This is a genomic window from Veillonella sp. 3_1_44 (assembly GCF_000163715.1).
GTDB lineage: Bacteria > Bacillota > Negativicutes > Veillonellales > Veillonellaceae > Veillonella > Veillonella parvula_A.
In genome coordinates this window covers 509,965-522,982 of sequence record NZ_GG770199.1, presented here as the reverse complement: position 1 = coordinate 522,982, position 13,018 = coordinate 509,965, and the positions used below count along the sequence as shown (strand labels likewise).

General features: G+C 38.0%; 16 protein-coding genes. All 16 read left to right on the top strand.

Going from position 1 to position 13,018, the window contains the following annotated elements:
• The first annotated feature begins 5 nt into the window (after nucleotides 1-5).
• The 16 genes from gpmI to HMPREF0873_RS02360 all read left to right on the top strand — a co-directional run bounded on the left by gpmI (nucleotide 6) and on the right by HMPREF0873_RS02360 (nucleotide 12,932).
• Complete coding sequence (gpmI, locus tag HMPREF0873_RS02435; RefSeq protein ID WP_038125414.1) at nucleotides 6-1,532, top strand: 2,3-bisphosphoglycerate-independent phosphoglycerate mutase; 1,527 nt, start codon at nucleotides 6-8, stop codon at nucleotides 1,530-1,532.
• A gap of 117 nt (nucleotides 1,533-1,649) precedes the next feature.
• Nucleotides 1,650-2,933, top strand: coding sequence for a phosphopyruvate hydratase (eno, locus tag HMPREF0873_RS02430; RefSeq protein ID WP_008714117.1), 1,284 nt, complete (start codon nucleotides 1,650-1,652; stop codon nucleotides 2,931-2,933).
• A gap of 188 nt (nucleotides 2,934-3,121) precedes the next feature.
• A complete protein-coding gene (locus tag HMPREF0873_RS02425; RefSeq protein WP_004697265.1) occupies nucleotides 3,122-4,132 on the top strand; it encodes a GspE/PulE family protein in 1,011 nt (336 codons plus the stop codon).
• A complete protein-coding gene (locus HMPREF0873_RS02420; protein WP_004697309.1) occupies nucleotides 4,116-5,135 on the top strand; it encodes a type IV pilus twitching motility protein PilT in 1,020 nt (339 codons plus the stop codon). Before HMPREF0873_RS02425 ends, HMPREF0873_RS02420 begins: the two co-directional genes overlap by 17 nt.
• Before the next feature lie 8 nt (nucleotides 5,136-5,143).
• Complete coding sequence (locus tag HMPREF0873_RS02415) at nucleotides 5,144-6,319, top strand: type II secretion system F family protein (RefSeq protein WP_008714115.1); 1,176 nt, start codon at nucleotides 5,144-5,146, stop codon at nucleotides 6,317-6,319.
• A 36-nt stretch (nucleotides 6,320-6,355) separates the two neighbouring features.
• Nucleotides 6,356-6,802, top strand: a complete 447-nt coding sequence (locus HMPREF0873_RS02410) for a competence type IV pilus major pilin ComGC (RefSeq protein WP_004697182.1) — start codon at nucleotides 6,356-6,358, stop codon at nucleotides 6,800-6,802.
• Between the two features lie 53 nt (nucleotides 6,803-6,855).
• Nucleotides 6,856-7,398 carry an A24 family peptidase gene (locus HMPREF0873_RS02405; protein WP_038125413.1) on the top strand — a complete coding sequence of 181 codons (543 nt, stop codon included), beginning with the start codon at nucleotides 6,856-6,858 and terminating at the stop codon, nucleotides 7,396-7,398.
• The gene (locus tag HMPREF0873_RS02400) at nucleotides 7,377-7,838 is read left to right on the top strand and encodes a hypothetical protein (protein WP_024061885.1); all 462 of its coding nucleotides are present in this window, start codon (nucleotides 7,377-7,379) and stop codon (nucleotides 7,836-7,838) included. Before HMPREF0873_RS02405 ends, HMPREF0873_RS02400 begins: the two co-directional genes overlap by 22 nt.
• A 7-nt stretch (nucleotides 7,839-7,845) precedes the next feature.
• The gene (locus HMPREF0873_RS02395; protein ID WP_038125412.1) at nucleotides 7,846-8,202 is read left to right on the top strand and encodes a hypothetical protein; all 357 of its coding nucleotides are present in this window, start codon (nucleotides 7,846-7,848) and stop codon (nucleotides 8,200-8,202) included.
• Nucleotides 8,199-8,855 (top strand): hypothetical protein, encoded by a 657-nt coding sequence (locus HMPREF0873_RS02390; protein WP_008714112.1) that lies wholly within the window; start codon nucleotides 8,199-8,201, stop codon nucleotides 8,853-8,855. Before HMPREF0873_RS02395 ends, HMPREF0873_RS02390 begins: the two co-directional genes overlap by 4 nt.
• Nucleotides 8,836-9,243 carry a hypothetical protein gene (locus tag HMPREF0873_RS02385; RefSeq protein ID WP_021148255.1) on the top strand — a complete coding sequence of 136 codons (408 nt, stop codon included), beginning with the start codon at nucleotides 8,836-8,838 and terminating at the stop codon, nucleotides 9,241-9,243. The genes HMPREF0873_RS02390 and HMPREF0873_RS02385 overlap by 20 nt, the downstream gene beginning before the upstream one ends.
• Before the next feature lie 9 nt (nucleotides 9,244-9,252).
• Nucleotides 9,253-10,107 (top strand): hypothetical protein, encoded by an 855-nt coding sequence (locus HMPREF0873_RS02380; protein WP_008714110.1) that lies wholly within the window; start codon nucleotides 9,253-9,255, stop codon nucleotides 10,105-10,107.
• Between the two features lie 169 nt (nucleotides 10,108-10,276).
• Nucleotides 10,277-10,687, top strand: a complete 411-nt coding sequence (locus HMPREF0873_RS02375; protein ID WP_229039577.1) for a fimbrial assembly protein — start codon at nucleotides 10,277-10,279, stop codon at nucleotides 10,685-10,687.
• Nucleotides 10,688-10,892: 205 nt separating this feature from the next.
• Nucleotides 10,893-11,084: a hypothetical protein gene (locus tag HMPREF0873_RS10045; protein ID WP_004696130.1), complete on the top strand. Its 192-nt coding sequence runs from the start codon at nucleotides 10,893-10,895 to the stop codon at nucleotides 11,082-11,084.
• A 119-nt stretch (nucleotides 11,085-11,203) separates the two neighbouring features.
• Nucleotides 11,204-12,046: a shikimate kinase gene (locus tag HMPREF0873_RS02365; RefSeq protein ID WP_038125409.1), complete on the top strand. Its 843-nt coding sequence runs from the start codon at nucleotides 11,204-11,206 to the stop codon at nucleotides 12,044-12,046.
• Nucleotides 12,018-12,932 carry an ATP-dependent 6-phosphofructokinase gene (locus HMPREF0873_RS02360; protein ID WP_038125407.1) on the top strand — a complete coding sequence of 305 codons (915 nt, stop codon included), beginning with the start codon at nucleotides 12,018-12,020 and terminating at the stop codon, nucleotides 12,930-12,932. The genes HMPREF0873_RS02365 and HMPREF0873_RS02360 overlap by 29 nt, the downstream gene beginning before the upstream one ends.
• The last annotated feature ends 86 nt before the right edge of the window (nucleotides 12,933-13,018 follow it).

Here is a 13,018-nt window from a genome sequence, read left to right as displayed (position 1 = left end):
TACAAATGGCTAAATTAGAGGCTCCCGTAATGCTAGTCATCCTAGATGGCTTTGGCTTGGGGGATAAATCAGACACAACCAATGCTGTAGTACAGGCGAAGCCGCTCTGTTTTAATCGATTATGGGATACGTATCCACATACAACATTAGAAGCATCAGGGCTTGCGGTAGGCCTTCCAGAAGGTCAAATGGGAAATTCTGAAGTTGGCCATTTAAATCTTGGCTCTGGTCGCATAGTGTATCAAGATTTGACTCGTATTACTAAAGATGTCGAGTCCGGTGAGTTTTATAATCACCCTGTTATGAAGGAACTATACGAAGTAGCTAAGAAGCAAAGCTTACATCTTATAGGCCTAGTTTCAGATGGCAATGTGCATTGCTCCTTAGATCATATTAAGGCAGTCATCAAGGGGGCTCATGATAATGGAATCGAGCATGTGTATGTCCATGCTTTGCTCGATGGTCGTGATGTAGCTCCACAATGTGCACAAGGCTATTTAAAGGACTTAGAAACGTATATGGCTGATCTCAATTGTGGTAAAATTGCTACAGTTAGTGGTCGCTATTATGCAATGGACCGCGATAATCGTTGGGACCGCGTTGAATTGGCATATAATGCCATCGTACATGGTCAAGGTGAAATAGCTACATCTGCATGTGAAGCGGTGCAACAGTCTTATGATAAAGATGCGGCAGATGAGTTTGTACTTCCTACGGTGATTGATGCTGCAGGGACTATCAAAGATGGAGATGCGGTTATATTCTGTAACTTCCGCCCAGACCGTGGTCGTGAACTTACAAAGGCACTAGTGTTACCTGATTTTGATGGTTTTAAACGGAAGCCACTATCTATATATATGGCAACTATGACAAAATACGAGGATGGTTTGCCCGTACATATTGTGTATGAAAAGGATACATTATCTGAAACATTAGGTGAAGTTCTAAGTGCAGGCGGTTATCGCCAATTGCGCATCGCAGAAACAGAAAAGTATGCTCATGTTACATATTTCTTCAATGGCGGTGAAGAGGAACCCTTTGAAGGGGAGGATCGCATTCTCGTAAAATCCCCTCAAGTGGCGACCTATGATTTACAGCCAGAAATGAGCGCTTATGAAGTGACCGATAAGGTTGTACAAGCGATACAAGATGAAACATATGACATGATCATCTTGAACTTTGCAAATCCAGATATGGTTGGTCATACTGGTAGCTTTGAAGCTGCCGTTAAAGCGGTTCAAGCAGTAGATACTTGTTTAGGTCGTATCGTGGAGGCTATTCGCAGCAAGAAAGGTCATCTGTTAGTTACAGCAGATCATGGTAATGCAGAGCTTATGGTTAACCATGAAACAGGTAAGGTACATACGGCACATACAACGAACTTGGTTCCTTTAATTTTAATGAGCGACAGTTTAAAAACAGCTACATTAGAAGCTGGTAAATTATGTGACATTGCTCCTACATTATTAGATTTAGCTGGGATACAACAACCAAAAGCTATGACAGGTCACAGCTTGGTACATAAAGCATAATATGGAGCTTTCACTATATTAGTAGTTAATTAGAGTTATAAGCCTATAAGGTTTAGCTCAATATATATAATGGCTGTCAGATGGCAGTTATTCCATTAGATTATATGAGGTGAAAAAATGGCAGTAATTGAACAAGTCATTGCAAGAGAGATTTTAGATTCCCGCGGTAATCCAACAGTTGAAGTTGAAGTATGTTTAGAAGATGGTACTATTGCGACAGCAGCAGTTCCATCTGGTGCTTCCACAGGTATGTTTGAAGCCGTAGAATTACGGGATGGAGATAAATCTCGTTACTCCGGTAAAGGTGTTTTAAAAGCTATCGATAATGTAAATGCTAAAATTGGTCCTGCACTTATCGGTTATGACGCTACAGAACAAGTGGCAATCGATAACTTGATGTTGCAACTTGACGGTACAGACAATAAATCTAACCTTGGTGCAAATGCAATTCTTGGCGTATCCATGGCAGTAGCTCGTGCGGCGGCTGAATCTTTGGACTTGCCATTATTTGTATATCTTGGTGGCTTCAATGCTAAAGAGTTGCCAGTTCCTATGATGAATATCTTGAATGGTGGCGCACATGCAGATAACAACGTAGATATTCAAGAATTCATGATCATGCCTGTAGGCGCTAAATCTTTTGCAGAAGCTCTTCGTAGCTGTGCAGAAGTATACCATACTTTGAAATCCGTACTTCACAATAAAGGTCTTAGTACTGCAGTAGGTGATGAAGGTGGTTTCGCACCTAACTTGTCATCTAATGAAGAAGCATTAGAAGTAATTTGTGAAGCTATTAAAGCTGCTGGTTATGAACCAGGAAAAGATTTCAAATTGGCACTTGATTCTGCATCTTCTGAATTCTACGAAGATGGTAAATACGATCTAGCTGGCGAAGGCAAAGTTAAAACAGCTGCTGAAATGGTAGACTTTTACGAATACCTAGTAGGTAAATACCCAATTGTATCCATCGAAGATGGTCTTGCTGAAGAAGATTGGGAAGGCTGGAAATTGTTGACAGACCGCCTTGGTGACCGCGTACAACTTGTTGGTGATGATTTATTTGTGACTAACACAAAACGTTTGGCTCGTGGTATTGAGCTTGGTGTAGGTAATTCTATTCTTGTAAAAGTTAACCAAATCGGTACTCTCACTGAAGCTTTCGATGCTATGGAACTTGCTAAACGTGCTGGTTACACTTGCGTAGTATCTCACCGCTCTGGTGAAACTGAAGATACATTCATTGCTGATATTGCTGTAGCTGTAAATGCTGGTCAAATTAAGACTGGTGCACCGGCTCGTTCTGAACGTGTAGCAAAATATAATCAATTACTTCGCATTGAAGAAATGTTATACGAAACAGCTCAATATAAAGGTAATGACGTTTTTTATAATTTAAAATAAGATACGTTATATCTAATAGTCCAATAAGGGCGCCCTTTGGGGCGCCTTTTTTGTATGTCTAAAAATAGAAAAATTTTCGCTTCGTGGATTTTTAAAAATAAAAGAGGGATTTAGAGGCTGATGTCGAAACCTATAACGCCATACGCTAGTGTGAGGTAAAAACATACCGCAAGGTATTGGAGGTGACCATGTATGTAGACGTAACATTAGACGATATTATCTTGTATGCCTTAGAACACCATGTAAGCGATATCCACTTTGATCCCGTTGAAAGTGGTGCTCATGTTCGGTTGCGACAAGATGGACTGCTGCAACATTACATGACTGTATCATTTGAAGAAGCTGAACTCATTATCAACCGTATTAAGGTTTGTAGCTCTCTAGATATTAGCGAGAAGCGTTTACCACAAGATGGGCGTTGGTCTTGGAGTCATAAAAATAAGTCTGTAACGATGCGTGTATCTACATTGCCCAGCTTATACGGAGAAACCTTAGTATGTCGCCTTATGGGAAATGAAGGGAGTCATAAAGACTTAAAAGAATTAGGCATGCAGCCGGATATCTTTGAGCACATTGAACAATTATTAAAACGTCCTTATGGATTATTACTTATCTGTGGACCTACAGGCAGTGGTAAGACAGCTACTTTATATGCCATGCTTCGCATGTTAAATTTAGACGAAACTAAGCTTATCTGTCTTGAAGATCCTGTAGAAGCCGAAATCAAAGGGGCTATACAAATTGGTATTAATGAAAAGATTGGATTTACCTTTGCCAAAGGTCTTCGCTCTGTATTACGGCAAGATCCAGATACGATTATGATTGGTGAAATTAGGGATAAGGAGACCGCAGAGTTAGCCGTTAAGTCTGCTTTAACGGGGCATCGCGTATTATCTACTATACATACCAATACAGCTATAGGCGTTGTAACGCGACTCATGGATATGGGCGTAGAGCCGTACTTAATACGGGCTACTTTAATGGGGGCTATTGCACAACGGCTAGTACGAAAATTCGATGGTACATCATATCAGGGACGGACTGCTCTATTTGAATACTTAGAAATACCAGCTAATTCAGCTCATTGGGACGAATTAGAAACACATTTATTATTGTCATTAGAAGAGTCTGCTCGTAAGGCCGTATCTCAGCATGTTACATCTATAGAGGAGGTGCATCGTTGTGGACTCATGCTGTAAGAGTGAAAGTTTAGAAACTATTGTAGAAAATGCAATACAACTATCATCAACAGATATTCATCTACAATGTGGTCAGCCTATCTATTTGCGACATGGTGATGGATTAAGGGCTACTTCCTTTATGTGTACTACAGAATTAATCGAGGATATATTGCGTCGTTGCGGTATAGCATCCTATGAGTGGCAGTCTCTTGATGAAGCTTGTTCCTGTTGTGGTGTGCGTATCCGTGTTCATCTATATCGAGCTAATCAGACCATATGTGGTACATTGCGATTACTTTGTCATCAGCAACTTAAGTTAGATGATAATAGTGAAGGTCAGTTATTACAAAAGCTATGTGAAGCACATGATGGTCTATTGCTTGTTTGTGGCCCTACAGGCAGTGGTAAAAGTTTTACCTTAGCTTGTTGTATTGATTATATAAATCAGACTATGGAGCGTCACATTATTACCTTAGAAGACCCTATCGAATTTGAGTTTGTATCTAAAAAGTCTTTAATACATCAACGACAATTAGGTGCTGATATTAATACTATGTCAGATGGTATTCGAGATGCTTTACGAGAGGATCCGGATGTCATTATGGTAGGCGAACTTCGAGATCGTGAAACCCTTGAAGCGGCACTTCATGCGGCAGAGACTGGTCACCTTGTAATGGCGACTATGCATACACAGCGTGCAGTGATGGCGGTTCATCGCATGATTTCTCTATTTCCTGGGGAGCAGCAAGAAGAGATACGTAATCAAATATCTCAAGTGTTACGGGCCGTTATATGTCAGCGTTTACTTCGATGGAACAAAAAGTTCATTACTATTCGTGATATTTTGCTAAATACCCATGCAGTAGCAAATTTGATACGGACCCGTAAGGAACCACAAATCATATCTATTCAAGAAACGCAACTACCGATGAAAACATTAGAAATGGCTGTGCGAGATGTAAAGGCACAATATGGAGCCCAACAACAATTGCATACCTTGCTCGATCAACAATTATCGTAGGTGAATATATGGAGGCTTATGAATATGTCGTAAAAAATAATCAAAATGAAACAGAAAAAGGTTTGATGTGGGGGGATTCAGAACAAGAAATTGCAATACGGTTAAAACGAGATGGTTATAGAATTTATAGGATATCGTTGCAGGATGAAAGAAAGAAACATAAATGGAATCATACTATGGTGGTAGATGTGACTTATCAATTAGGTCTACTCATCGAATCTGGTGTTCCGTTACGGCGAGCCTTACAGTTGCTCTGCCAGGGGAAACGAGGACTACTCTATACAGCTTTATATGAATCCATAGAGCGTGGTCAGACTTTATCACAGGCTTTACGAAGTGAAGGATGTCCTCCTATTGCTTTGGCTTTACTAGAAAGTGGTGAAGCAGCGGGCACCTTGGGTGAGAGTTTACAATATATATCCCGTCACTATGATTGGGAGAGGCAGCTGAAACAAAAGGTTATGAGTGCTATTTCCTACCCTTTATTTCTTCTTTTAATGATGAATATATTTTTTCTAGTTACCATTTTGTTTATTATTCCTTCGTTTGAACAGGTATTTACCACTATGCATATTACATTACCTTTGATGACGCGAGCTCTTTTTGCATTAGGACAAGGGTTAAAATCGCATCCTCTAATGGTAATAGCTATACATTGTGTTGTAATAGGTTCCTTAGCATTTGCTTATAAACAGCATAGTATAAAGTGTAAAGTACATCGTTGGCTTTGGCTGTTGGCTCACCGATACCAATGGAGTACTTGTGTGTATTATACAAGTATTTTAAAAGTTTGGGCTCTCTTACTAGATTCTGGTATTTCTATCATTCAAACCATGAATATTACTCGCCCTTTGTGGGGGAATATATATGGTGTTGAATGTAGTAAACAAGTGGAAGCAAGATTATTATCAGGACACTCACTGGAAGAAAGTTTACGTAGTGGTCAGATAGGAAATGCTTTTATATGGCAAATGGTGTCCATTGGAGAAGAGAGTGGTGAATTAGTAAAAATGTTAAACCACTGTGGCTACTACTATGAATCTATACTTTCAAAATATATTGCTCGTTTAGAACGATTATTGGAACCAATTTTACTAACCATAATGGGAATCGGTGTAGCCGTATTAGTTGTATCTGTTATGTACCCCTTATTTACGTCCATTGCCAACTTAGGAGGGCAATAGACATTGTTATTACTTAACTATTAAAAGGAGAATATTATGAAGTCTGTTATGCATATGATTCATGGAGTGAATCATCGATTAGAAATGTGCGGGCAATGGGTCGTAGATCGACTACATATTTCTCGTGTTCGAGAAGGGTTTAAAAAATCGAGAAAAGGCGGATTTACTCTCGTTGAGTTAATGGTTGTAGTAGCGGTTATCGCTATATTAGCGGCTATTGCGATGCCACAATTCTTATCTGCAGCGGATAAAGCTCGAAACGCTAAAGAAACAGCAGATATTCAAATTATTAAAAATGCCACTCAATTGTATATGATTGATAAGAATGTCGACACACCTCCAACAGTAGAAAATCTATATAAGGAAGGATATCTTACTGAACATGTTAAGACTGCAAAAGGAAAAGAATACACTATTACTTATGAAGTTGTCAGTGGTGGGACTTCAAAATCTGTTGTTGTTAAAGCACCTAATGAGCCTTAATTAACTTGTATAGATTATGAATTATATACGTTAGTTATATGAAAGGACAAGGTATGAAAGGGACTAATTATGTAATAGGACTTTTTGTATATATAGCATCTATATTGTTACCTATTATAGTTTCATCAAAAGCAATATCTTATACTCACATTGCTTTGTATGCTGTGTTTTCACTCATCATCATAGCAGGTGCTACCATCGATATGCATTACTATATATTGCCTGATGAAGGGGCATTGGCTCTTGTAATAGGTGGCATGATATATAGCTATATAAATGATCAATCTATGTTAGTAACCTTATTAAGTGTTATCAGCGTAGGTACTATTACATATGGACTTCGTTTGATTAGCCGTAAAGGCTTTGGTATAGGCGATATTAAATGGTTTTCTGCTATTGCAATATGGCTCACTCCATGGGAAATTATATGTTTCTTTTACGTAACTTTTTGTGTTGGTTCTCTCTATCTCTTACTCACCGGTTATCGTAATCGATATATCCCATTTGGTCCCTTTCTATGCTTTGGCGGATGGTGTGCCTTACATGGTGGTTCCTATATGGAGGTGCTTTATCAATGGTTAAGGTGCAACTTATAAATCGTCAGAGTGGATCTTTATTGGCGGAATGGATTATTACTATTGGTTTAATCTTATTGCTCATCTCCATTGCCTTACCTATTGTGACAACACCTAGTCGTTATACTTTAAATGGTGCTACGCAAGAGGTGGCGTATATGCTCAAGAAAGTTCAATTGTGGTCTATGTTAGGGCATAAATCTAATGGTAAAGGGAGAATGCTTTTTATTTTAAATAAGGACAGTTACACCTTAGAGGAAGATGTTAATCATCATACTGTAAACATATCATTACCGCAAAATATTGAGAACGAACGGTCTATGACAATTATTTCTTTTTCAGCCTTAGGCTTACCTTATGATGGGACAGAAATTATTTTGAAAGATCGTGAAAGTGGTGAGAAAAATCGTATATGGATATCTGTACAAACGGGGCGAATTAGATGGGAAGAAGTGCACTGAAGGATTTATGTATGGTGACGCTTTAATATCAGCCGCTATAATCATGTTCATTTTACCGATTATATTATCTATATTTTGGATGGCTACTCTTACGGTATATAAGGCGTATTATTGGGATCATATATTGCAAGATACCATAACGTATTTAGAAGTGGCTAAAGCTTCTTATTATAAGAATGGAACAATAGAAGCCGGTGTATATAATTCTCAATTTACAATGAGTCCCAGTGAAAAAATTACCTATAAAACACATATAAAGCCTGTAGTGATAGAAGGTGTATCTTTACAACGATTAACAGTAGATGCCATCGACAATCAATCTGTTGTCTATTCTCTATCAGTTGATTTGGAGGGGATACATTGAAGGGCGAGGATATAGAAACGGTAATTGGGAAGAATAAAGAATACAAGCAGAATTCCATAACAGATAGAAATAAAAATAAGAATAAAAATAGAAATGATATGGGTTTTATTTTGTATTCTACGCTTATTAGTATGATGATTTCTATCATAGTCCTTACCTTATTGTTAGGTATCGTATTCTATGCAGTTATGTGGGATGCTAAATTACTTGATAGTGTAGCTATGATGGAGGATGGTCGATATACACGGCGTATGGTTGTGGCTCATATGATATGGAATCCTGTGAAGGTTACTGTAGAAGATCGTAATACAAGTTTATATATTCACGATACGAAGCGCACAACCTTAACTGTACAACGTCATGCATTATACAGAAAATTAACGGATGGTAGCTTGCAACCTGTCAGTGGTAGTCGAATTGTAGGAACTACAGATAAAAGAAATGTGGGCTATACCCAAGAATACCCTTTTAGTGTAGATACTAATGGGACCGTGTATTTACGTTGGTATATTAATAATCGTTTTGTTAATGATAGAAAATACACAAGTGGTTATGGAGGATTATCCATATATGAGGTCTCTATTGGACAGAGTGCTATTTATGATTGGTATACAAGTAAAGAGGAGACAGGTTATGAACGTAGGAGCCCATAACGCGGGCTTTATTACATATATAGCGATACTTACAATGTCCTTTTTATTATTATTAGCTTTTATGGGGCTGCGTATAGGACAAATATGTGAAAGTAATGTGGTAGACGAATTGCATTTGGAAGAGGCTCATTATGCGGCACAGAAAGGTGTTCATTGGTTTGTGGGCTATTGTAAATTAGGAAATGTATGGGACTTTCAAAATAAACTTGTTGTGATAGATGATGAAAATGTAGAGATTACTATTGAAGCAGACCAATCAACAGATAATCCGCGACATATTATGAGTTATGGAAAATTGAAAAATAGTGAAATCGTGAGTCGTGTACATATGTATGTGACCGTAGATAAAGAAAAACATATGCATGTTATAAAGGTAAAACCTTATTGAGGTGATTCTATGAAACGAAAAAAGAGAATACATTCTGGAGTATGTATAACTGACGAACATATTGTATGTGTTACCGCTCATATAGAAAATAAAACAATGGTCATTACTGATGCGTTAGAAATGAAGCGTACAGGACCTATTGATGAAGACGTTACAAAATTTATAGAAACGTATGATTTAGATGAAGGGGCCTATAGTATTGTTGCTAATATTGATACACAAATGCATGTAGCACCTTATGATCCTCATGATTTTGATATGAAGGAGTTTATAAAGTGGAATATAGAGGACTACTTTAGTTTTGAGGGGGATAGTTTCCAAATGGATGCTTGTCGCCGGGAATATCCACGACACAATTATCATATGTTTATGGTGGCTGTAGATCGGCATTCACTAGAGCTTTTGAAGCAAGGTATACGAGATACTTATGCACCTGTTGATGTTATTGATTTTTGGCCTATTCCTATTTGTTATTGCTTGATGCGGCGCAGCGGTACTGTAACAGGTGTTGTGGAAGAAGGCGCCATGCATTTATGGCTTTGGTGGAATGATATATGTATTCAAGAGTGTATTGTACCTATTACTAGTAGCGATGTAGCTGAAGCTATGGATAAGTTAGGAGTGAGATTACAAGACTTTGGTATAGATGAGATACAGGGAATTCGGATGTATGGGTTAGAATCTATAACAAATGAAGAACGGACAGATATGGAAGGTATAATTTCCATGTATGGAGAAACTGAATATATTCCATTATTATTCTTAGGTCGTGGCCGTAATCGTTGCAAGCAAGGGCAATTAGATTGGGACATGGCTATCGGTATGGCGGCAAGGGGGCTTAAATGGATTGGATTGGGCTGGTAAGGACAGATGTATTAATTTAATGCCTCGCTCGTTACGATGGCATAGTTTATGGCATACCTATCGATACCTTCTTTATGGGATAAGTCTTATATACATTATAGTAGGGCTTGTTACTATATATAGTTGTTGGTCAAGCTATCGTAGCTATGAAAATCGAAAGATAGACTTTGTGCGATTGCAAGCAAATGCTCAGTATCAAGAAATACATCAACAATATGGTGAATTAATGGAAATAAGAAATAAAATAATAAAGAATAAAATCCTTAAGAATCAAACAGATATATTACCCAATACAATGGTCGTATATATTCTTGATGCCGCTATGTCAGAACATATTAGTCTACAGCATCTTAGCATTAAGGATGGGCGTATCAGTATAGATGGTATAGGCACGAGTGACGAAATGTGTCGTAAATTTATTGCTATTCTCCAACAAAAATTACTAGGGATGGAGTGTCATGGAACAGTTAAAGCAGATAAAGGTGTTTATACATTCCATATGGACGGATCTAAAAGAGAGCACAACGTATCAGGTCGAGAGAATATTAACGGGCCTAGTGTTGTGGGGGATGCTCATTAGCCTTTCTATGTATGGGCTTATCTATTTCGAAGACAAAAATAATAGCTTAAAAAATCAACAAGAAAATTATAATATACAAATGAATGCTGAGTCAGATTATATAGTGTCTAATGAAGCAAAACTATTAGAATCTTTTACACGGAACAAGACATCTAATACGAGTTCTAATACAAATATTTTTGATTCCTTGCAAGGAGAACCATTAATGATTGTCAGTACTGATGAGCATGAAGGTATACTAGAATTAACAGTATTAGGTAGTACAGAGCGTATGATTAACTGGATAAATACTGTTGAAGAAAAGGATCCTTCACGCCGTATAGAAATAGAAGATATAGAACGTAAAGGTAATGTAGTTTATGTGCATTGTGCAATTAAATCGATTATAAAACCTTAATGAAAATCGGGTGTACTGTATAGAGACAGATTATAGATTTTATGTCTATAGTCTGTCTTTGTTTTTGGACCATTTTATAGTACAATGAAGGATATGTAATGATAAGGGGCACATAATAGATGATAATAAAACGGAATATTATGCTCATCGGTTCTATGGGAAGTGGCAAAAGTCACTTTGGACGGAACCTTGCAGAACGCAAGGGTTGGCAATTTGTAGATACCGATCGCGTATTAGAAAGTCGTTTTGGGTTGCCCATTGCTGAGATTTTTAAAAAGATAGGAGAAAAAGCATTCCGCCGCGCCGAAATGGATGTACTAAAAAAGGTTTGCTTATACCATGAAGCAGTGATTTCTGTGGGGGGGAATTTTCCTATTGAACATCGCACCTTAAAGGTATTAAAAAAATATTCCTATATTATTGGTATCCGAGCTGCACAATTCCGTATTGTCAGTCGCGTGAATCGCCGTGTTGGGAAACGGCCCACCATGGACTATAGTAATGTGAATGCCTTTGTACATGCTATGATACAATCGTGGAAGCCCGTGTATAAGCAGTGCGATTTTGTACTAGATACAACAAATGGCCGGACCTATGATTTTATACAGCGTATTGAGGATGAATTAGATGCCTCAGATGTGCAATTTAAAGCAAGACGTCAACCCAATGATACAAACGATGTAGATGCTAAAGAAGCATCTGAAGATATACAATTTAATAATCACCAAAGTAGGAAAAAAGAGATTTCTGAAGCAGTATCAAAAAGAGCAATGTCTAATAAAATTCGTTATGATAAAAGGTATAAACAAAAGACTTCTAATCAAACGAATAAAAAAGGTAAGGCACATAGTATATCCAAACAACGTACACCACAAGGGGGTAATGGATATGAGAAGAATCGCAATACTAACAAGCGGCGGAGACGCACCTGGAATGAACGCCGCCATAAGAGCGCTAACTAGAAAAGCTATACATGAAGGTTTTGAAGTATTTGGCATTGAACGTGGCTATTTAGGTATTATTGAGGAAAAGATATTTCCCTTATCGAATCGAGACGTTGGTGGCATCATAACACAAGGTGGTACGATGCTGAAAACAGCACGTTTTCCAGAATTTCAAAATGAAGAAATTCAACGCAAAGCTTATAATATTTTGAAAGCTTATGACATTGACCATCTAGTCGTTATCGGTGGTGATGGCTCCATGCGTGGTGCTACAAGTTTATCTAAACTTGGTATGTCTACTATGACCATTCCATGTACGATTGATAATGACATGGGTGGCACACAATATACGATAGGCTATGATACGGCTCTCAATACGGTAGTTGATGCGGTTGGGCGTATTCGTGATACATCAAACTCCCATGAACGTGTAGCTATTGTGGAGGTTATGGGGCGCAAAGCTGGACATATTGCATTAAAGGCAGGCCTAGCTTGTGGGGCAGAAATAGTTTTGGTTCCTGAAAATCCCATGCCTTTACATGCGGTTTGTCGTCATTTAAAGGAAACACAAATTCGGGGTAAAGAATATAGTGTTATCCTCGTTGCAGAAGGTGCCTATAACAGCGGTGAGGTGAAAGCTTTTATCAAGGAGCATACAGAATTTGATCCTAGCCTAACTGTGTTAGGCTACTTACAACGTGGCGGTGGTCCATCGGCATTTGATGCTATTTTAGCGGCTCGCATGAGTGAAGTCTGTATTAATTTATTGATGAGTGGTGTCGCTAACCGATTAGTAGGTTATATAGATGGTCATATCCGTGCACTATCTTATGAAGAGGCAGAACGTCTTGAATTTCCAATTGATGAGAAGGATTATAGATTATTGTCAATATTGAGTAGTTAATGGCCCGTAAGGGCCATTTTTTATATATCATAATTTATTCATTAATGAAATTATATTGCGTAAAAGCAATTGGTGCTGTATAATTT

Bases quoted from the DNA above. Each gene is read 5' to 3' on its own strand.
- gpmI (WP_038125414.1), top strand. From the start codon at position 6: ATGGCTAAATTAGAGGCTCCCGTAATGCTAGTCATCCTAGATGGCTTT.
- eno (WP_008714117.1), top strand. From the start codon at position 1,650: ATGGCAGTAATTGAACAAGTCATTGCAAGAGAGATTTTAGATTCCCGC.
- HMPREF0873_RS02425 (WP_004697265.1), top strand. From the start codon at position 3,122: ATGTATGTAGACGTAACATTAGACGATATTATCTTGTATGCCTTAGAA.
- HMPREF0873_RS02415 (WP_008714115.1), top strand. From the start codon at position 5,144: ATGGAGGCTTATGAATATGTCGTAAAAAATAATCAAAATGAAACAGAA.
- HMPREF0873_RS02410 (WP_004697182.1), top strand. From the start codon at position 6,356: ATGAAGTCTGTTATGCATATGATTCATGGAGTGAATCATCGATTAGAA.
- HMPREF0873_RS02405 (WP_038125413.1), top strand. From the start codon at position 6,856: ATGAAAGGGACTAATTATGTAATAGGACTTTTTGTATATATAGCATCT.
- HMPREF0873_RS02400 (WP_024061885.1), top strand. From the start codon at position 7,377: ATGGTTAAGGTGCAACTTATAAATCGTCAGAGTGGATCTTTATTGGCG.
- HMPREF0873_RS02395 (WP_038125412.1), top strand. From the start codon at position 7,846: ATGTATGGTGACGCTTTAATATCAGCCGCTATAATCATGTTCATTTTA.
- HMPREF0873_RS02385 (WP_021148255.1), top strand. From the start codon at position 8,836: ATGAACGTAGGAGCCCATAACGCGGGCTTTATTACATATATAGCGATA.
- HMPREF0873_RS02380 (WP_008714110.1), top strand. From the start codon at position 9,253: ATGAAACGAAAAAAGAGAATACATTCTGGAGTATGTATAACTGACGAA.
- HMPREF0873_RS10045 (WP_004696130.1), top strand. From the start codon at position 10,893: ATGATTGTCAGTACTGATGAGCATGAAGGTATACTAGAATTAACAGTA.
- HMPREF0873_RS02365 (WP_038125409.1), top strand. From the start codon at position 11,204: ATGATAATAAAACGGAATATTATGCTCATCGGTTCTATGGGAAGTGGC.
- HMPREF0873_RS02360 (WP_038125407.1), top strand. From the start codon at position 12,018: ATGAACGCCGCCATAAGAGCGCTAACTAGAAAAGCTATACATGAAGGT.